Annotated in this window: 13 protein-coding genes; 11 read left to right on the top strand and 2 right to left on the bottom strand. The window is 57.8% G+C overall.

Annotated elements, in window-relative coordinates:
* The first annotated feature begins 80 nt into the window (after positions 1–80).
* Positions 81–323 (top strand): hypothetical protein, encoded by a 243-nt coding sequence (locus tag COMA1_RS20530; protein ID WP_141654176.1) that lies wholly within the window; start codon positions 81–83, stop codon positions 321–323.
* A gap of 302 nt (positions 324–625) precedes the next feature.
* On the opposite strand, the gene COMA1_RS01395 is transcribed toward COMA1_RS20530, so the two are convergent.
* Positions 626–1642, bottom strand: coding sequence for an IS110 family RNA-guided transposase (locus COMA1_RS01395; RefSeq protein ID WP_090742717.1), 1017 nt, complete (start codon positions 1640–1642; stop codon positions 626–628).
* Between the two features lie 179 nt (positions 1643–1821).
* On the opposite strand from COMA1_RS01395, the gene COMA1_RS01390 reads away from it, so the two are divergent.
* The 8 genes from COMA1_RS01390 to trpA all read left to right on the top strand — a co-directional run bounded on the left by COMA1_RS01390 (position 1822) and on the right by trpA (position 9202).
* Positions 1822–2472, top strand: coding sequence for a LysM peptidoglycan-binding domain-containing protein (locus COMA1_RS01390; RefSeq protein ID WP_090742712.1), 651 nt, complete (start codon positions 1822–1824; stop codon positions 2470–2472).
* 21 nt (positions 2473–2493) lie between these two features.
* Positions 2494–3978: an anthranilate synthase component I gene (trpE, locus tag COMA1_RS01385; RefSeq protein ID WP_090746705.1), complete on the top strand. Its 1485-nt coding sequence runs from the start codon at positions 2494–2496 to the stop codon at positions 3976–3978.
* Positions 3979–4081: 103 nt separating this feature from the next.
* Positions 4082–4645 carry an aminodeoxychorismate/anthranilate synthase component II gene (gene pabA / locus COMA1_RS01380; RefSeq protein ID WP_090742709.1) on the top strand — a complete coding sequence of 188 codons (564 nt, stop codon included), beginning with the start codon at positions 4082–4084 and terminating at the stop codon, positions 4643–4645.
* A 22-nt stretch (positions 4646–4667) separates the two neighbouring features.
* Positions 4668–5681, top strand: a complete 1014-nt coding sequence (gene trpD, locus COMA1_RS01375) for an anthranilate phosphoribosyltransferase (RefSeq protein WP_090742706.1) — start codon at positions 4668–4670, stop codon at positions 5679–5681.
* A gap of 7 nt (positions 5682–5688) precedes the next feature.
* Positions 5689–6516: an indole-3-glycerol phosphate synthase TrpC gene (gene trpC / locus COMA1_RS01370; protein ID WP_090742703.1), complete on the top strand. Its 828-nt coding sequence runs from the start codon at positions 5689–5691 to the stop codon at positions 6514–6516.
* Positions 6517–6530: 14 nt separating this feature from the next.
* Positions 6531–7160: a phosphoribosylanthranilate isomerase gene (locus tag COMA1_RS01365; RefSeq protein ID WP_090742700.1), complete on the top strand. Its 630-nt coding sequence runs from the start codon at positions 6531–6533 to the stop codon at positions 7158–7160.
* 48 nt (positions 7161–7208) lie between these two features.
* Complete coding sequence (gene trpB / locus COMA1_RS01360; RefSeq protein WP_090742697.1) at positions 7209–8402, top strand: tryptophan synthase subunit beta; 1194 nt, start codon at positions 7209–7211, stop codon at positions 8400–8402.
* Positions 8399–9202, top strand: coding sequence for a tryptophan synthase subunit alpha (gene trpA / locus COMA1_RS01355; RefSeq protein WP_090742694.1), 804 nt, complete (start codon positions 8399–8401; stop codon positions 9200–9202). The genes trpB and trpA overlap by 4 nt, the downstream gene beginning before the upstream one ends.
* Positions 9203–9525: 323 nt before the next feature.
* Here the strand turns inward: trpA and mrtJ are convergent, their stop codons facing one another.
* On the bottom strand, positions 9526–9852 hold the full coding sequence (gene mrtJ / locus COMA1_RS22085; RefSeq protein WP_407921309.1) for a JDVT-CTERM system glutamic-type intramembrane protease MrtJ: 327 nt from the start codon (positions 9850–9852) through the stop codon (positions 9526–9528).
* A gap of 221 nt (positions 9853–10073) precedes the next feature.
* Here mrtJ and COMA1_RS01345 point away from each other — a divergent pair.
* Both COMA1_RS01345 and COMA1_RS01340 read left to right on the top strand, forming a co-directional pair.
* A protein-coding gene (locus COMA1_RS01345) for an IS5 family transposase (RefSeq protein ID WP_090746701.1) occupies positions 10074–10834 on the top strand; the annotation gives its coding sequence in 2 pieces (ribosomal slippage) (positions 10074–10407 and positions 10407–10834; 762 coding nt in all).
* A gap of 389 nt (positions 10835–11223) precedes the next feature.
* Positions 11224–20247, top strand: coding sequence for a DUF4347 domain-containing protein (locus tag COMA1_RS01340; protein ID WP_176697768.1), 9024 nt, complete (start codon positions 11224–11226; stop codon positions 20245–20247).
* Positions 20248–20249: the final 2 nt, after the last annotated feature.

The following is a 20249-nucleotide window of genomic DNA, read 5'->3' as shown; positions in this document are numbered from 1 at the left end:
TACGTCGTTAAAGAGGGAATCCTGTTGCATCGTTGTGCTCAGCGATGTGAAGTTGTTGAAGTCGGCGTGAGGATGTCCTGATGGTCGTAACTCAATATGAATACGACGAAAGGTTTGGATCGGATCTGACCGTAGCACAGGCCAGGGAAACGGTCAAAGGGGTCGCCCATCTCGAAGGCTCCGGTCAAGAGGGCACAGCCGATCATGCCCTCCGTATCCTACAAACGGGGCGAGGTCTCCGACGACGTCTTCCCTCGCCATGGTGGTCGCGTGACTCCGTCGCATCCCGGTTGTCGTCGTCAGCAGTGTCAGCTCGGATTTGAGCCGCACCAGTCACCCATCAGGATCAAGGCGTGGGAGCGAGCCCCGTCGGGGATCCACTCCAGCCCCTGGCACCTCGTGCCCCAGACAACCGTCGGTTCCCGGCCGTGTCCAGCATACCTACGCACAGGACGTCTGGCTACCAGCGGGCTGGCGCCAACCCCATCATGGCTCACGGTCGAGGCGTCTCAGTCCCCACGCCAGTGGCGAGGGAGTTGAAGGGGGAAGACCGGGGCTAATCGGGAGTGCGAGGTGTGGCCTCAACCCCTTTGCGAGCTCCCAGCTCCCCCCAGCTCTGCCGCGCCTAGCCAAAAGCGCGGGACAGATCGAATGGCACCTGCGCACGGAGCATGTGATAGCAGGCCCGCGCCAATTTATGGGCCACGGCCTTCAGCGCCACAAGGGGATGCGTCCGTGCCTGCTTGCGCTGATAATACGTGCGAATCACGGCCTCATAGCGAATGGCGAAGTGCGCCGCCTCGATGAACGCCCAGCTTAAATACTTGTTGCCGTTCTTCGTGTTGCCAGCCCCTTTGCGTTTGCCGTTACTCACATGTTCGCTGCCGACACAGCGACAGTAGGAGGCGAAGTGTCCCACGGTCGCAAACCGCCGCAGGTCACCGGCTTCCAGGAGAATGGTGCCCGCCAAGATCGGCCCGATTCCGGGGACGGTCTGTAAGAGCACATAGCCCGGCTGAGTCCGCCCCGCTTCCCGAACCGTGCCCTCAATCGTGTGAATCTCGTGCTCCAGACATTGCAGCACAGCCAACGAACTGCTGACCGATTGCACATGTTCGGGAAATGGCACAAGTGCCTGAATGCCCTCTGGGGTGAGCTGTCGAAGCCGAGGGAGGGAGAGCCGATTGCCAGTCAGTCGTGTCAGCAGGCTTTGTAGGCTCAGCACGACCATGGTCTTGTGCCGAACCAACTGACTGCGCTTCCGCAACAAGTCCCGCACGGCCCGTTCCGCTTTGGGGTAAATGTACCCGGTAGGGAGCAAACCTAGCCGGAGTAAATGGGCTAACCACTGCGCATCGTGTTGATCGTCAACATGCTTGAGCCCACTATACTGCGGCAGGGCTGGTGCATGAGCGAGGTGGACCCGGTACCCTGCTTCCATGAGCCCGTCGACTAACCAGTACCAATTATAGGTGGACTCAACGACCACGCCCTGCAGCGTGGTCTGATACGGTGTTAAGGCCGTGAAGATCACGGCCAGGTCATTGCGGAGGCGTTTCTGATACAGCACTCGATCCGCTTCATCAATCACGACCAGCACACTATTCGTGGCATGGAGATCAATGCCCGCATAACACATCATCGCAACCTCCTCGGTTAAAGTGGATGAGCCCGTCGCGTTAGCAACGACTCTACTCTTCAAGAGAGGAGCCTTCGAGATGATTATCGGGGCTGCTCTCTTTGACTTTCGCACCAGTGCCCACTATTCTAAGCGTCTCTTCGTCCTCGGTAATCGGTGACGGCCGGGCAAAAGGAGGGTGTATGCGGAGGGATGAGCAGCCAATCTGTGCACGAATGGGGAAGACCGCTCTCTTCGTAATCCTATTATTTGGAGGGACGGTGATGAGCGGGTGTGTGGTGTTGGAAGAAAAGTTCAATGCTGAAAAGGCGAGAAGCCTTAACTTTCAGCGACTCCTGGCCCAGGAGGAAAAGCGTACGGCTGAACTGGACAGTGAAGTGAAGCGGACGAAGGTGGAATTAGCCGAGTTCGAGGCGAGAAATCGTGAACTGTCGACACAAGTACAGATGGCGCGGGAGCAGATGGCCCGTCTCCAGGAAGAGACCGAAGCGATCAGGGAAGCCACGGTGCTCGAACGAAAAGCGCTTGAAGATATGCAGCGGAAAAGTCCTTCTGCCGTGGGAAAACCCAAGAAACTTGAGCCATTCAAAGAACCGACAAAAGTAGTCCCGACCGAATCTGGTGGTGGCGATGCCAAAAGTTTTTCGTCTCAAAGTACGACCAATGCCATGCCGAAGCTCGGCCAGACGGTCCATGTTGTGAAGCCGGGTGAGACGCTCTTTGGCATTAGCCGCCGGTATGGTCTCGATATCGAGAAGGTGAAGAAGATGAACAAGTTGCCCGATGATATCATCGAAGTGGGCCAAAAGCTCATGATGGTGGAAAGCGAGTAGCGAGACGAGGTGCGGTCTGTGATCTATTCGCTCAGCCTGGATGAGTTTCGTTCCTACGCGAAACAGGGCAATCTCATTCCTCTATTTCGCGAAATCCTGGCGGATCAGGATACCCCTGTATCGGCTTTTGCCAAGATCGACCATGGCCCCTCTGCCTATTTGCTGGAAAGCATTCAAGGAGGGGAAAAATGGGCGCGCTACTCTTTTCTCGGCAGCGGATCCCCGCTCGTCATCTACGAAGACGGGGGGGACTTATGTGTCAAGAAAGGCGGTCGTGTTCGTCGTATCCCCAGCCAAGGTGCTCCCTTGGACCGTCTGCGGGAAATTCTTGAGATCTATCGTCCCGTGACCGTGCCGGAGTTGCCCCGCTTTGTTGGCGGAGCCGTGGGGTTTCTCGGCTACGACATTGTCAGGACGTTTGAGGACCTTCCTTCTCGCCGAAAAGACGATCTCAATCTTCCGCAGTTCGCCTTTCTCCTGACCGAGACGCTGCTGATCTTCGACAACGTGTCACAGAAGATAAAGGTTGTTGCCAATGCACATGTGAAGTCCGGATCGGATCGGGACATTCGCACAGCCTATCGAGACGCGACCACCCGCATTGAAAAGATGATTGCCAGACTTCGTCGGCCGCTTCGCCGAATCAAGCCACAACGTCGGCGGGCGCCGCTCCGCTTTACCTCCAATATGAACAAGGCGGCTTTTGAGAAAATGGTCTCGCGGGCGAAAGAATACATCAAAGCAGGAGATATCTTTCAGTGCGTTCTGTCACAACGGTGGGAAGCCAATCTGCAGGCTCCGCCCTTTCAGCTTTATCGCGCGCTTCGTGTCGTGAATCCATCGCCGTATATGTATTACCTGCGTATCGCGGGAGTGGAACTGGTCGGCTCATCCCCGGAAATTCTTGTGCGTTGCGAGGACGGTCTCGCGGCGCTGAGACCGATTGCGGGGACCAGGAGACGTGGCGCGACCGCCGAAGAAGATGTGGAACTCGAGCGACGGCTGTTGGCTGACGCCAAGGAGCGGGCCGAACACATCATGCTGGTGGACTTGGGGCGGAACGATATTGGTCGTGTTTCCGAGCGGGGGTCGGTGTGTGTCGAATCCTTGATGAATGTCGAGCGGTATTCCCATGTCATGCATATCGTGTCGAATGTCACCGGAAAATTGAGCAAAGACAAGACGGTCTATGATGTGCTAAAGGCCTGTTTTCCGGCGGGCACGGTGTCCGGAGCACCGAAGATCCGGGCGATGGAAATCATCGAGGAATTAGAGCCGACGAAACGCGGTCCTTATGCCGGAGCGGTCGGATACATCAGCTTTTCTGGGAACATGGATATGTGCATCAATATTCGTACTGTCGTGGTCTCACGTCACCGGGCCTTTATCCAAGCCGGCGCCGGTATCGTGGCTGATTCCAATCCGGTCCATGAGTATGAAGAAACTTGTAACAAGGCTCGGGCAATGATGAAAGCCATTGAATTGGCGGAGCAGGGGCTGGAGTAGGAACGTGCGTATGGCACATCGCATATGGCCGGTAGCAAGAGAACGGATGGTCGGTTCTCTCGCTTATGCCATCAGCCATCGGCCATAAGCGCTTATTGCAATTATGTTACTCGTCATCGACAACTACGATTCCTTCACCTACAACCTCGTTCAATATCTGGGTGAGTTAGGCGAGGATGTCCAGGTCATTCGAAATGACAAGATCACCCTCGATCAGATTGAGGAGTTGCATCCGGACCGTCTGGTGATTTCTCCCGGACCCTGCACGCCGAAGGAGGCAGGGATATCGGTCGATGCGATCAGGCGATTTGGAGGCAAGATCCCTGTTCTCGGCGTCTGTTTGGGGCATCAGTCGATGGCCGTGGCCTATGGAGGGGAAGTGATCCGTGCATCTCGGCTGATGCATGGAAAGACGTCACAGATCCAGCACGACGGCAAGACGATCTTTCGCTCATTACCCAACCCATTCGAAGCGACGCGCTACCATTCGCTGATCGTCAACCGATCGAATCTGCCGGACTGCTGTGAGATTTCCGCCGAGACTGCCGAGGGTGAGATTATGGGGCTTCGTCATAAAACACTCGCCGTTGAAGGCGTGCAGTTCCATCCGGAATCGATTCTGACCAGGGTCGGGAAAGATCTCCTTAACAACTTCCTCAAGCTCTAGCCGGTTCATCCGCTGTGTGACCATGGTCAAAGACGCACTTGCCAAGCTAGCCGACCGAATCGATCTCTCCGCGCAGGAGGCCGAGACGGTCATGTCTGAGATCATGGATGGGATGACGACTTCGGCACAGATGGGTGCCTACTTGATGGGACTCAGGCAAAAAGGTGAAACAGCCGATGAGATCGTCGGCTCGGCCAGGGCAATGCGGTCACGGGCTGCTCGTATCAGAGTGGGGGCGTCCATCGTGGTGGATACCTGTGGGACCGGCGGCGATGGAGCGAATACGTTTAATATCTCCACGACGGCAGCATTCGTCGTGGCGGGGGCTGGCATCACGGTGGCGAAACATGGCAATCGTTCCGTATCTTCCAGAAGTGGAAGTGCCGATGTGTTGAGCGCTCTGGGAGTCAAGATCGATTTGGAACCAAATCGCATGGTCGACTGCATCGACGAAATCGGTATCGGATTCTTGTTCGCTCCGCATTACCACGGCGCGATGAAGCATTGTGCCGGGCCGAGGCAGGAGATGGGCATCCGGACCATGTTGAATGTGCTTGGGCCGTTGACCAATCCGGCCGGGGCAACGCACCAAGTGCTTGGCGTGTATGAGGCACAGAAGACAGAAATCCTGGGACGGGTTCTGATGGAGCTGGGGGCGCAACATTGCTTTGTGATTCACGGCATGGATGGACTGGATGAGATCAGCTTGTCGGACCGGACAAAAGTCTCCGAAGGTAAAGGCGGGGTTGTCTCAAGCTACTTTATCGCACCGGAGGAATTCGGTCTGTCCCGTGTCCATAGAAAAGAGTTTGCCGGTGGTTCCCCGGATGACAATGCGCGAATTGTGAAAGAAATTTTGCAGGGCCGGAAAGGGTCGAAGCGGGACATCGTTTGCCTCAACGCGGCGCCCGCCATGGTTGTAGGCCAAAAAGCGAAAACCCTACAAGACGGATTCCACCTTGCTCAGCAGATCATCGACTCCGGGGCCGCCGCTGAGAAACTCGATCGACTGATTGCATTGACTACGAAAGCCTGATGGGACAATGATTCTCGATCGCATTCTGGAGCATAAAAAGGCAGAACTACGGCATAAGCAGAGCCGTACCTATCTGGCTGATCTCAAGGCAGCGATCCGTGACGCACCTCCCACCCTTGGGTTCGCTGTCACACTCGATGCGACGAAACCTTCCGCCAGTCCCTCGCTCATTGCTGAGGTCAAAAAGGCCTCACCGAGTCTGGGGCTTTTGCGGGAAGAGTTCGCGGAGAGGTTTGACCATCTGGGACTGGCACGGGTCTATCGAGAACAAGGCGCGTCGGCCGTTTCAGTCCTGACCGACAAGGATTTTTTCCAGGGCGACCTCCGGTATCTGAAAGAGATTAAACAAGCATTGCCCATTCCAGCACTCAATAAAGAGTTTATGGTCGGGGACATCCAGTTTTATGAGGCGCGGGCCCATGGCGCCGATGCCATTTTGTTGATTGTGGCGGCATTGGAGAAGCGGCAATTGATCGACTTTCATGCCTTGGCCACAGAACTGGGGATGGATAGCCTGTTTGAGACGCACCATGAGCGAGAGTTGGATACGGTATTAGAGTGGGTTCCGACCGCACGGATGATCGGGATCAACAACCGGGATTTGAAGACGTTCACGACCGACCTCAGTGTGACGTTTCGCCTGGCAAAACGGATTCCATCGGACAAACTGATCATCAGCGAGAGTGGGATTCACAAACGGGCGGATGTCGTCAGGTTGAATGAGGCCGGTATTCACGCGATGCTGATCGGAGAGTCGCTCATTCGTGCGGACAACACGGCGGATAAGGTTCGCGAATTGCTCGGAACCACAGCGCAGAGTGCCCAGCCTGCGTAGGTGATGATGTTACGATGGTAAAGATTAAGATTTGCGGCATTACAAATGTGGGGGATGCGAAGGTTGCCGTAGCAGCCGGTGCGGATGCCCTGGGTTTTGTGCTGTATCGAAACAGTCCTCGTTTTGTGGAACCGGCCATGGTGAAACGTATCGTGGCCGGGCTTCCGCCGTTTGTGCTGCCGGTGGGTGTTTTTGTGAATGAAGAACCTGGCCTGGTTCGGTCGCTTCTGGATGACTGTGGACTGGCACTGGCACAGCTACATGGAGATGAAACCGCATCGTATTGTCAGGATCTTGGACGTCCCGTACTGAAAGCCCTTCGTCTCAAAGATCGGGGGACCTTTCTTGCGTTAGCGGAATTCCAAGGCCGGGCCAATGTGCGAGGGGTGCTGATCGATGCCTTTTCCAATCAGGCCTATGGGGGTACGGGTCAAACCGTGGATTGGACGTTGGCACAGGAAGCGGCCCGATCCACGTCGGTCGTTCTGGCTGGTGGGCTGACTCCAGTGAACGTTGCTGAGGCTATTTCGCACGTTCGTCCCTATGGTGTGGATGTCAGCAGTGGGGTGGAGCTGAGCCCTGGAAAAAAAGACCACGATAAGGTAAAGGCGTTTATCGAAGCCGCCAGACTTGTGGCCGTCTAATTACCATCGTTATACTGCTCGAAATGTCCGTAAGGAGGATCTGATTCCATGCCGACGCTTCCCGATAACCGTGGCCGCTTTGGACCCTATGGCGGGCGGTATGTGCCTGAAACCCTCATGCCGGCCCTGCTTGAGCTGGAAGAGGAGTATGCCAAGGTCAAAAAAGACCGCCGTTTTCAAGCGGACTTAGCTTATTACCTCAAGCAATATGTCGGGCGCCCGACCAGCCTGTATCGCGCCGATCGGCTGACCAAGAGACTAGGTGGTGCCAAGATTTATCTGAAACGGGAGGACCTGTGTCACACGGGCGCCCATAAGATTAATAATGCGATCGGACAAGCGTTGCTTGCGGTCCGCATGAAGAAGCCTCGCGTGATCGCTGAAACCGGGGCGGGCCAACACGGCGTGGCCACAGCGACGGCTGCAGCGATGTTCGGGCTGGAGTGCGAAATTTATATGGGTACGGAAGACATGGAACGGCAGGCCTTGAACGTTTTCCGTATGCGCCTGTTGGGGGCCAAGGTGACTGGTGTGGATGCCGGCAGCCGAACACTCAAAGATGCCATCAGCGAAGCGATGCGCGATTGGACGACGAATGTACGGACCACTCATTACATTCTCGGTTCGGTGCTTGGGGCACATCCCTATCCGATGATGATCCGCGATTTTCAGGCGATTATCGGACGGGAAGCACGGAAGCAGATTTTGGCTGCAGAGGGCAAGTTGCCGAACTATCTTGTGGCTTGCGTCGGCGGCGGAAGCAATTCAATCGGGCTCTTCCATGCCTTTTTGAAAGACCCCAAGGTCAAGATGGTCGGGGTCGAGGCCGGGGGAACCGGAATCACGAGCGGAAAACATGCGGCCCGATTCTCCGGTGGAAAGCCGGGAGTCCTACAGGGCACGATGACGTATCTGCTTCAAGATGAAAATGGACAGATCAATTTGACCCATTCCGTTTCGGCGGGTTTGGACTATGCCGCGGTTGGGCCGGAGCATAGCCTTTATCACGATCTGGGTCGGATCGACTATACCTACGCGACGGATAGTGAAGCGATGGCGGCGTTTGATCTCTTGGCCCGCGAAGAGGGCATCGTTCCCGCGTTGGAGAGTGCCCATGCGATCGCCCATGTGGTCAAGTTGGCGCCCACGCTCAAGAAGTCACAACTTATTATCGCGAATCTTTCAGGGCGTGGGGATAAAGACGTCCAGCAAGTGGCCAGGATGCGAGGAGTCACACTATGAGCGGGCGATTGGACAGCACGTTTTCACGTCTCCGTCAGAGCAAAGAGAAAGCCCTCATCGCCTATCTCATGGCTGGAGATCCAGGACTTCCTGAAACTGAGCAGCTGGTTGTGGCGTTGGAGCAGGCCGGCGCCGATATCATCGAGCTTGGTGTGCCGTTTTCAGATCCCATTGCCGATGGGCCAGTGATTCAGCAAGCGGCGGAACGGGCCTTGAAAAGCGGCACATCGCTTCGCCGTATCCTTGCGTCAGTCACCTTGCTCAGGCAGCGCACAGAGATTCCGATTATCCTCATGCTGTATTACAACTCCATCCATGCCATGGGCTGTGGAGAATTTTGCAAAGCGGCAAATGCCGCTGGAGTGGATGGATTGATCGTCCCCGATATGCCGCCGGACGAAGCGGGGCCGCTCAAGGGTCCGGCAGATGCGGTGGGGCTGCCACTGATCTTCTTGCTTGCTCCGACCAGCACGACCGATCGACGGAAACTGGTGGCCAAGGAGTCGCACGGGTTTGTCTACTATGTTTCACTGACAGGCATCACTGGGGCAAAACTGAGCAATGCGACAGACATCCAGCAGAATATCGAGAAACTGCGAAAGGTTTCCACAGCTCCCGTTGCCGTGGGGTTTGGTGTGGCGACACCGGAGGATGCCGCGCGGGTCTCGAAAATGGCTGATGGGGTGATCGTCGGGAGTGCAATCGTGAAACAGATTGCCGCGCATCAACAAGATCCTGGTATGGTCAAGCATGTTGCCGAGTTCGTGCAATCGTTGAAAGCGGCGATGGCCGTCGGCTAACCATCCAACTTTATAGATCCCTCCTCCTTTTAGTCCGCTTGATTTTGAAGACTCTTGCGGGCTCCAAATTCGCCTTGAGAGGCGATTGTGGCGTGCCTGCCAGCTATCCAGTCCTAGATCGTCCATGCCAACGAATAACCGAAGTCTTTCGTGCGCATGGAGCCACGCGGTATCTGCTTCAGAGATTACTGGACCACATCACGTGTAATCGAAGCCGGCAACTTACCTCATTGATCGGCATCGTCATGTGCCTCGAGATTGCTCGGGTCCACACCGGGCTGGTTTCGGTCTATTTATTTCCTGCATGTTGCGGCGGGGAACTTTTACTGGAGGTCGGACTGTGTGGGAAGCTGCGAGGAATCGATCAAGAAAAAATACCCGCCGTTGTACCACATGTGCATCAAACTTGATGGTACCGTGGAATTGAACTGATCACGAAGATAGCCAAAGACCAGTGAGGGGAAGAATACCAGGGCAGCCCAGATTGGGCTATGGCTCCAGAGGTGAAAGACTGTAAACAAGAGAGAAACCGCAATATTCGCGCTGCTCAAACCATAGACCCAGCATCGTGTCCAACCACGCTCTATGAGTTCGCCTTGCAACAATCCTCGAAATAGCGGCTCTTCCCATAGCGGATACCATAGGACCACTGAGGCAAAGCCCAACGGTCATACTTGGGCCATGGAGGTTGAACGAACGGGAACGACCCATGCCATGATGGCCCAGACCAACGGAGCAGCCCCTACACAAAGAAGAAAGGTTTTGCTGGCATAGAATGCGCGAGGCCAGCAAGGCCCTAGGCTCAGGACTCATTAAGTTCGAGGGTTTCCCTCAGTCACTGATCTGTGCTTCACTCTGGTTGGAGGTAACCATGAGTGACGTGTTGCTGTTAACCACGCAGCAGTTGAATCGGATCAAGCCCTATTTCCCGGTGGCATACGGTGTGCCTCGAGTGGATGATCGACGGGTGATCAGCGGGATCATCTATGTGATCCGGTACGGCCTTCAATGGAAGGTTGCACCGAAAGCCAATGGGCCGCACAAGACACTGTACAACCGATTCGTGCGCTGGAGCCAAGCGGGGATCTTTAACAAGATTTTCCGCGAGTTGTCGCGACACTCTGAAGCGTGCGACTGTCTGATGATCGATGCCACCCATCTGAAGGCCCACCGAACGGCAGCGAGTCTGCGTCAAAAGTGGCTCTCCCTCGCTGTATTGGTCGCACGAAAGGGGGGCTGAATTCGAAGCTCCACGCGGTGTGCGACGACGCGGGCAAGCCGGTGTACCTGCTGCTGACAGCGGGGCACGCCAGCGATGGCACCGGCGCCCGCTGCCTGTTGCCCAATCTTTCCCACGCCAAACATCTGATTGCCGACCGCGGCTCTGATGCGGATTGGTTCATCACTGCCCTCAAGAAGCAGGGGCTCACACCATGCATTCCCCCACGTAAGAACCGAACGAGACGGCGCCGCTACAGCAAAACCCTCTACAAACAACGGCACAAAATCGAGATCATGTTTGGGCGGATCAAGGATTGGCGTCGGATTGCCCTGCGGTATGATCGCTGTGCCCACACCTTCTTCTCGGCGATCTGTCTCGCCGCAACCGTCATCTTCTATCTGAAAGAATGAGTCCTGAGCCTAGAAGGCTATGCGTACGTGCGCCATCATTCACCCGTTGCACTTGGAACTTGAAACCGCCGAGTTTCACTTGAGAGCCAGTGGAATCTCTAACGTTTTGAGAGGTGCCTGGGCAAAAGTGAGAATTAACAAGATCTTCACAAATATTTGACCTAGTATTCAGTTTGTAGGGTTTACTCTGACGCTTGAAGCCTCCATCGAACATGCCGAAAAAGACGTGATCCAGTATTAGTCTGGGAAAGCAAACGCACGATGTCTTGGTAAAAACCCCGACCATGTCTCAAGACAACAAGAAGAAGCCGAGCAAGCCGGGGCCTGCTTCTAAGAGGCCAAGAGGATCTCAGCCGAAGTTGTCACTCCTCTCCCTGGAGTCCCGCCTCATGTTCGATGTCGCCGCCGCAGCTACGGCAGCGGAAGTCAAGCAAGAACAAGTGGCGCAGGAACAGGCCGATGCGGCGGTGGCCGGCGACAGTGCAGGCGGTGAGGCGCAAGCGTCGATCGACAGTCAGGACTTGCTCCAGGCCATCTCGACGTTCATGCCGAACGAATCGCGGACGGAGGTCGTCTTCGTTGATCCGACGGTACCGAACTATCAGGACCTCCTGAGCGGCATGGATCTGACTATCGAAGTCATCGTGCTGGATGGCGGACAGGACGGGATCGAACAGATAGCCAGTGCTCTGACCGGTCGCACCGGCATCGACGCGATACATGTCATTTCGCACGGCGATGCCGGAACCTTGCAACTCGGCACGGGCACCTTAACGACGGAGTCGATGACGGGGCAGTATGCTGATGAGCTTGCGACGATCAAACAGGCACTATCGGAGCAAGCCGACTTCATGGTCTATGGGTGCGACTTTGCGGAAGGCGTCGTGGGGCAGGCGGCGGCCACGTTGCTCAGCGAGCTGACCGGCGCCGACGTGGCGGCCAGTACCGACGCCACAGGGTTTGCCGGATTGGGCGGCGACTGGGTCTTGGAAAGCCAGACGGGCAGCATTGAGACGCAGCTCGTCGTCCGTGACGACGTGCAGATGGACTGGGTCGGCTTGCTCGACATCTCGACCGGGCTCCTCGGCCAATGGACGTTCGATTCGAATGCGACGGATTCAAGCGGCAATAGCAATGATGGCACGCTGACCAACGGCGCGGCTATCAACACCACCACGTCCACGAACATCGTCGGCGCGGGGAAGCTGTCGCTAGACGGGACGAATGATTATGTCGATCTCACGGCACATCTCACGGATTTTTCCGGTCTCACCCAGGGCACCATCTCCGCGTGGGTGAAAACGACGAGCACCTCAGGCGTGATCTTCGCTAGCAACGACATCGCGGATTCAGCGAGTGGGACTGTGTTGTGGGTCAACGGTGGCCGCTTGGGGTTCGCGGTCTACGAGAACAATACGGCACTGTTGGATGTGAGGACGACGGCCTCAATCAACGATGGCAACTGGCACCTCGTCACTGTGACGAATGGCACATCCGGTAACAAACTCTACATTGATGGGGTCCAGGCTGGAGTAACGTACAACACCGGTTCGTCGGCGACGAACCGTTTCTTCGACGATGTGACGGGCGAAGACAAGTTATACATCGGGCGTGACCAGCGCAGCGGGGGCAGCACCTACTTCAATGGTACCATCGACGATGTGCGAGCCTACAACCGCGTTCTCACCAGCGGCGATGTCGCGCAGCTTTATGCGACCAGTAACGACGCCCCCCTCAACGCCCTGCCCAGTACGCAGAGTACCAACGAAGACACGAATCTGGTGTTTTCATCGGGCAACGGTAATCAGATCTCGATTACGGATCCCGACTCGAGCGGTGCGAATTTTGAGGTGACGGTCTCCGTGACCAACGGCAGCCTCACACTCGCAGGCACCACGGGCCTGACTTTTACCAGCGGCGACGGGACCACTGACACGACGATGACCTTCCGTGGCACGGTGGCCAATATCAATACAGCATTAAATGGACTGACCTATGCTCCAACCTCTGACTACAACGGCGGCGCGACTCTAACAGTTGCCACGCTCGATAGCACGCTCGTCTCGCTCGACATCGACGCGAACCTTCAAGCTCGCTACACCTTCGAGGGGACAGCCAACGATGTGGCTCCAGGCACGGCGCAGAACGGCACGCTGGGGGGAAATGCCACCTATGTGACGGACGGAACACGCGGACAAGTGCTCAGTCTCGACGGCGTCGATGACTATATGCAGATTGCCGGGAGATTCGGCGATCCGGCCAACGTGACGCTGGCGGCCTGGGTGAACCTGACGGCCGCGGACAGCCTCGGCTCCCACGTAATCTCGTTGGGCGACAGCGTGCTGCTCACGGTGGACGAGCCGAGCGTAGGGAATGGGGTATCAGGCGTGTACTACAACGGCTCCACCTGGGTCAAGCTTCCCTCCGGGCAATTCATCGCCGGCACCGGGTGGCACCATGTCGCCTACACCTTTGACGACACGAATAATACGAACACACTCTACATTGATGGCGCGGTCGTGGCAACGGCGACGGCCGCTGCGTCTATTTCGTACACACAGGGGGCCAATAGTTTTATCGGCAAGCATGGCAATGGCCAAACAGCGTTCGACTTCAACGGTCAAATCGATGATGCGCGGGTGTACGATCGTGCCCTGACGGCCGGCGAAGTGGCATCGCTCGCTGCGGATTTATCCCTCACCGATACCGACACAGTCGCGATCACAGTCATGCCGGTCAACGATGCCCCAACGATCACGAATCTGAACGGCGATAGCCTGGCTTATAGCGAAGGCGACGGGGCGGTGGTGATCGAGCAAGCCGGCAATGCGCTGGTGGCCGATATCGACTCATCGAATTTCGATACCGGCACACTCACCATCTCCATTCCATCCGGCGGGGACAGCACTGAAGATGTGCTCAGCATTAGGGACCAAGGGACGGGCGTCGGTCAGATCGGCGTGAGCGGCAGCACGGTCACCTACGGCGGCGTGACCATCGGCACCTTCACCGGTGGCAGCAATGGCACGAACCTCGTGATTACCCTCAATAGCAGTGCCACGCCCACGGCCGTCACGGCGCTGATCAAGAACATCACCTATGCAAATACCGACGCGGCGTCTCCCACGACCGGGGCCCGCACTGTCCGCTATGTGCTCACTGACGGGGACGGCGGCACGAGTGCGAACTACGACACGACTGTGACGGTCAGCGCAGTCAACGATGCGCCGGTCTTGGCACTGGACTCCACCAATCTACTTACGAACGGTTCGTTCGAAAGCGGGGGGGCCGGTTGGACCGGGAATTCGGGTGTGGAAGCGACGACCAGCCCATGGGATTATGGAATTCCTGCTCCCCCGGATGGAACGGGCTTCCTTGAGGTAGAATGCGTAAATGCGCCGGCCGGTACCGAGAGCTATGTCGAGCAAACTTTCACGACCGTCGTGGGGCAGACGTATGCGGTCAGCCTGTCCGCGATTACAAGGATGGATGTCAATGTGCAGGATCGAGGGGCGCTCAGTATCAACGGTGTGGAGATCGGCCAGTTCACTACCGGCACGTCCTGGCAAGACTACGCGGTCAGCTTCACGGCGACCTCAACTTCGTCCACCCTCCAGATCATCTCGAAGGGCTCGCTTTCGGGTGTCGCTCCTTTAGCGGGGGATGCCGGAGGTTTGGTCATCGATCATGTGCAAGTCGTGGCCGTGCAAACAGCGGCAGCTTACACCGAGGGGGGAGCACCTGTGGTGTTGGCCGGTACTGCCCGGGTCTTCGATGCCGAGCTGAGTGGCCTGAATACGTTCAGCGGGGCGACCCTAACCCTCGCGCGCAACGGTGGCGCCGATGCCGAAGATATCTTCTCCGCTACCGGTACCCTTAGCTTGTCGTCCGGGAATCTGATCGTCAGCGGCACCACCATCGGGACCTACACCAACAGCAGCGGCACACTCCAGGTTACGTTTAATGCCAGTGCTACGAATACTCTCGTCAACTCGGCGATGCAGCAGATTGCCTACAGCAACTCAAGCGATGCGCCGCCTGCGTCCGCACAGATTGACTGGACATTCAGTGACGGCAATAACGGCAGCCAAGGCAGCGGCGGGGCGCTCTCTGCGACGGGGAGCACGACCGTCACCATTACGCCGGTCAACGATGCCCCAACAATCACGAATTTGAGCGGCGATGGCCTGAGCTATAGCGAAGGCGCCGGGGCGGTGGTGATCGAGCAGGGCGGTAATGCGCTGGTGGCCGATGTCGACAGTACCAACTTCGATACCGGTACCCTGACTGTGTCGTTTGCGGCAGGCAGCGATAGTGTGGAAGATGTACTGAGTATCCGCAATCAAGGGACTAGCGCAGGTCAGATCGGCGTGAGCGGCTGGAACATCACTTACGGCGGCACCACCATCGGGACGTTCACCGGCGGCAGCAGCGGCAGTAACCTCGTGATCACGTTCAACAGCAATGCCACCTCCACGGCCGTGACGGCCCTGGTACAGAACATCACCTACGAGAACACGGATACGGCAGCCCCGACGACGGGGGCCAGAACGGTGCGATATGTATTGACCGACGGCGACGGCGGCACCAGCGCCAACTACGACACGACCGTGACGGTCAGCAGCGTCAACGACGCGCCGACCTTTGGCGTGGGAGATGGGCAGGCCACGACCAGCTTCGGGTCGGGCTGGGAGTTCGGCAAGGAAACCATCCTCCAACCGGACGGCAAGATCCTCGTCGCCGGGTACAGTGACAGCGGCGGCAGCGATGACTTCAGCCTGACGCGCTACAACGCCGATGGCACCCTGGATACCAGCTTCGGGGGTGGGGACGGCATTGCGCTGGCTGGCATCATCGGACGCGCCGAAACAGCGGTCCTGCAGCCGGACGGCAAGATCGTCTTGTCCGGGTACACGACCAATGGCGGCTACCAAGTCTGTTTGGTGCGGTTCAACGTCGACGGGACGCTGGATACCAGTTTCGGTGGCGGCGATGGGATTGCCTCGTCTGGAGTCTATGGCTCGGCGAAGGATGTGGCGCTTCAGACCGATGGCAAATTCTTGGTCGCGGCCGACCTGTCGAACAACAATTTCAACCTGATGCGGTTCAATAGCGACGGCTCGCTCGATACCAGCTATGGCGGTGGCTCGGGGTACGTCAGTACCGATCTCGCTGGGAGCACGGATCGTGCGGACAGCCTCACCATCCAATCCGATGGGAAGGTGGTGCTTGCAGGGTTTGGGTTCAACGGAACCAGCTTCGATTTCGCGCTGGTTCGGTACAACACGGATGGGACGCTGGATACGAGTTTCAACGGTACCGGAAAGGTGTTGACCGACTTTGGCGGGAACAGCAGTGATACGGGCAACGAAGTGCGGGTCCAGGCCGATGGAAAGATTGTGGTGGCAGGATGGAGCGACACCGGGGGTACCAACGATGTTGCGATCGCCCGCTACAACGCCAACGGGACGTTGGATACCGGGTTCGGCACCGGAGGCCAGGTGATCCTCAACCTCGGTGGGAACGATCTCGCTGAGGGGCTCACGATTCAGGCCGATGGGAAGATTCTCGTCACAGGTACGGCCGGGATCAACGGAAACGATTTTGGCCTGGTGCGACTCAACCCCGACGGCTCCTTGGATACGACCTTCAGCGGCGATGGGATTGTCACGACGGATTACACGGCATCCAGTGATGACCGGGCCTATAGCGTGGTGGTGCAGAGCGACGGGCACATTGTGGTGTCAGGCACCTCGAAGGTTGGTGCGCTCGGGGAGTACAACTATGCGTTGACCCGGTATACCAGCACCGGTGCGTTGGATACCACCCTCGATCCGGTCAACACCCTGGATGGGACGCCGACCTTCACTGAAGGCGGATCCCCGGTCGTTCTGGATGGCGATGTGCAGATCGTTGATGCGGAACTCTCGGCGCTGAACAATTTCAACGGGGCGACCCTGACCCTCACGCGCAACGGCGGGGCGAATGCCGAAGATGTCTTCTCCAGCAGCGGCACGCTGAGCTCCATTACTGCGGCCAGCGGGAATGTCGTGGTGGGGGGCACCACCATAGGAACCTATACCAACAGCGGCGGCACGCTGGTATTCACCTTCAACAGTAATGCCACGAACAGCCTCGTCAACTCGGTCATGCAGCAGATTGCCTACAGCAACTCAAGCGAGGCCCCTCCGTCCAGCGCCCAAATCAATTGGACCTTCAACGATGGGAACACAGGGGCCCAGGGAAGCGGTGGGGCGCTCACTGCGACGGGTAGCACCACCGTCACGATTACGGCCGTCAATGATGCGCCGACGATCACGAACCTTGCCGGGGATAGCCTGGCGTATATCGAGGGCGACGGGGCGGTGGTGATCGACCAAGGGAGTAATGCCCTTGTGACCGATCTCGACTCTGCGAATTTTAATACGGGGACGTTGACGGTCAGTATTCCCGTAGGAGCTGAACCCACGGAAGATGTGCTCACTATTCGCAATCAAGGGACCGGGGCGGGTCAGATCGGTGTGAGTGGTTTTGATGTGAGTTATGAAGGTATGACCATCGGGACCTTCACCGGCGGCGCCGGTGGAACCGATCTTGTTGTGACGCTTAATGGTAATGCGACAGCCACGGCTGTGACTGCCTTAGTCAAAAACATTACCTATGAAGACATTAATACTGATTCTCCGGCTGAAGGCGGTTTCACAATTCGCTTTGTCCTGACTGACGGCGATGGTGGAACCAGTGGCAACTACGATGTCTCAGTCTTGGTATCCGGCGTCAATGACGCACCAACGGATCTGACACTCTCTGCCAATACGGTCGCCGAGAACGCGGCGAACGGGACGGTGGTGGGGACGGCGACGGGGACGGATCCGGATACGGGGGATACCAAGATCTACAGCTTCACCGATTCGGCGGGCGGCCGGTTTGCGATCAACAGCAGCACCGGCGAGATCACGGTGGCAGACGGCAGTCTGCTCAATTATGAAGCGGCGACGAGCCATGCCGTGACCGTGCGGGTGACCGATTCGGGCGGTTTGACCTACGACGAGACGTTTACGATTAATCTGACCAATGTCAATGAGACGCCTACGGGCACCGATGCCACGGTGACGATCAACGAAGACTCGTCACACATCCTCACCACCGCCAACCTCGGGTTCAGTGACGTGGATGCGGGAGACAGCCTGAGTGCGGTACGGATCGATACGTTACCAGGGGCGGGCAGCCTCACTCTGTCTGGGGTGGCCGTGACAGCGGGCCAGGTCATCACCGTCGCCGACATTACCGCCAGCAATCTGGTCTTTACCCCAGCGGCCGACGCGAACGGGATAGGGTATGCCAGCTTCACCTTCTCGGTGCGGGACAGCAACAACGCGTACGATGCTGTACTCAATACGCTCACCTTCAATGTCACGGCGGTGAACGATGCGACGGTAGTGACGGGGGGCACGAGCGGGACGGGCCCCGAAGACACGACGGTGACAGGGACCCTGACGGCGACCGATGCGGAGGGCTTGAGCGACGGCACGGTGTTTAGCGTGACGACGGCGGCGACCAATGGGACGGCGAGCATCGATCCGGCCACCGGCTTGTGGAGCTACAGCCCGAATGCCGACTGGAACGGCGCCGACAGTTTCACCGTGACGATCACCGATGATGCGGGCAATACGGCGACGCAAGTGATCAGCGTGACGGTGACGCCGGTGGCGGATATCATCAATGACAGCCTGACGACGGCGGAGGATACGGCGATCAGTGCCAACGTGCTGACGGGGACGAACGGGGCGACGGCGGATAGTTTTGAGGGCACGCCGGTGCTGACGAGCGTGACACAGGGGGCGAACGGGAGCGTGACGTTCCTGGCGAACGGGACGGTGACCTATACGCCGACCGCCAACTTCACCGGCAGCGACAGCTTTACCTACACCATCACGAGCGGCGGGGTGACGGAGACCGCGACGGTCACGGTCAATGTCACGGCGGTGAACGATCCGCCGGTAGTGACGGTGAATTCCGGTAGTACAGTGGCAGAAGGTGGGACCGATACCATCGACGTCAGTGAATTGGTGGTCACGGATGTCGAGCAAACCGGGGCGCAATTGAGCTATTCCATTGGCACCGGGCCTCTTTATGGGCGATTGGAATTGACTACTGCTCCGGGCATCTCGGCCACGACCTTTACTCAGGACGACATCGCCGCGAATCGGCTGATCTACATCCATGATGGGTCCGAAACAACGAGCGACAGTTTCACCTTCACGGTGAACGATGGGGCTGGGGGCTCCCTTGGCCCAACCACCGTGACGTTGACGATCACGCCCGTCAATGATACGCCGACGATCTCCAGTGACGGAGGTGGTGCCATCGCGTCCTTGAATGTGGCGGAAAACGTGAGTGCCGTGACCATTGTGACCGGAGCGGATGTGGATCTTCCGGCGCAGGCCCTCTCCTACAGCATCAGCGGGGGTGTCGATCAAGTTCTGTTCACCATCAATACAACGACCGGAGACTTGAGCTTCACAGCGCCACCGGATTTCGAGGTGGCGACGGATGCCAATGGCGACAACGTGTATGTGGTGCAAGTCCGGGTGACTGATAGCCAAGGGGCCAGTACCACCCAAACCATTCAGGTCACGGTGACGGATGTAGCCGAAAGTGTACCTCCTTCTCCGCCGCCGGCTCCGACCGTTCCCCCGGTACTGGTGTCGCCAATCCCACTGCCTTCAGACGGAGGGCCAACGCCAGGGCCCGGAACGTCTCCACCTGCCGGTCCCGTCATCCCCGGCAACAAGGGGCCAGCTCCGGTGCCAGGTCCACTCGGACTCACCGTGCCTCCGCTGGAAGTGCGCTCCATCAGTCAGGGTTCCTTCATGCCGGTGCCGCCACCGAACCGTCCTGTAGAGCGGGTGCCCGAGGAGTCAAAACAGCCAACGGCCGATGAGCGAGAGACCCCTCTCTTTCTTGTCAACGATGACCAGGGCCGTCCGCTCTTCAGCGTCCTACCCGTGGAGCCGGTGCCTACATTGGAGCCAGACCCTCCAGCGCGCATCCCCTCCGTGAGCGATCTGCTCATGGCCAAGCTCGATGAGATGACGGTTTCGCTCGAACAGGCCGTGAGTGTGTCACAAGAGCGCCATGAACTCATGGCGCGGGTGGCGGCGGTGACGGGAACCACCCTGTCCGTCGGTTTTGTGGCCTGGGCGCTCCGGAGCGGCGCTATCTTGGCCAGTTGTCTAGCGACCATGCCGGCCTGGCGGCATTTTGATCCGCTGCCGGTGGTGAAACTCACGCGCAGTGAACGCAAACATCGGCGTGACGAAACCGCACGAGCGCAGCAGCAAGAAGCGGCGGAGTTCAAGGGGTTGAACCGCGTGCTTGACGACAAACCTCCCCTCAAGCGGACAGCCTGATC

Source organism: Candidatus Nitrospira nitrosa (assembly GCF_001458735.1).
Classification (GTDB): domain Bacteria; phylum Nitrospirota; class Nitrospiria; order Nitrospirales; family Nitrospiraceae; genus Nitrospira_D; species Nitrospira_D nitrosa.
This window is presented reverse-complemented; position numbering and strand designations above follow the sequence as displayed.

What these genes read in the sequence shown, in the direction of transcription:
- trpB (WP_090742697.1), top strand. Translation starts at nt 7,209, where the DNA reads ATGCCGACGCTTCCCGATAACCGTGGCCGCTTTGGACCCTATGGCGGG.
- trpA (WP_090742694.1), top strand. Translation starts at nt 8,399, where the DNA reads ATGAGCGGGCGATTGGACAGCACGTTTTCACGTCTCCGTCAGAGCAAA.
- COMA1_RS01365 (WP_090742700.1), top strand. Translation starts at nt 6,531, where the DNA reads ATGGTAAAGATTAAGATTTGCGGCATTACAAATGTGGGGGATGCGAAG.
- trpC (WP_090742703.1), top strand. Translation starts at nt 5,689, where the DNA reads ATGATTCTCGATCGCATTCTGGAGCATAAAAAGGCAGAACTACGGCAT.
- trpD (WP_090742706.1), top strand. Translation starts at nt 4,668, where the DNA reads ATGGTCAAAGACGCACTTGCCAAGCTAGCCGACCGAATCGATCTCTCC.
- COMA1_RS20530 (WP_141654176.1), top strand. Translation starts at nt 81, where the DNA reads ATGGTCGTAACTCAATATGAATACGACGAAAGGTTTGGATCGGATCTG.
- COMA1_RS01390 (WP_090742712.1), top strand. Translation starts at nt 1,822, where the DNA reads ATGCGGAGGGATGAGCAGCCAATCTGTGCACGAATGGGGAAGACCGCT.
- COMA1_RS01340 (WP_176697768.1), top strand. Translation starts at nt 11,224, where the DNA reads ATGTTCGATGTCGCCGCCGCAGCTACGGCAGCGGAAGTCAAGCAAGAA.
- pabA (WP_090742709.1), top strand. Translation starts at nt 4,082, where the DNA reads ATGTTACTCGTCATCGACAACTACGATTCCTTCACCTACAACCTCGTT.
- COMA1_RS01395 (WP_090742717.1), bottom strand. Translation starts at nt 1,642, where the DNA reads ATGATGTGTTATGCGGGCATTGATCTCCATGCCACGAATAGTGTGCTG.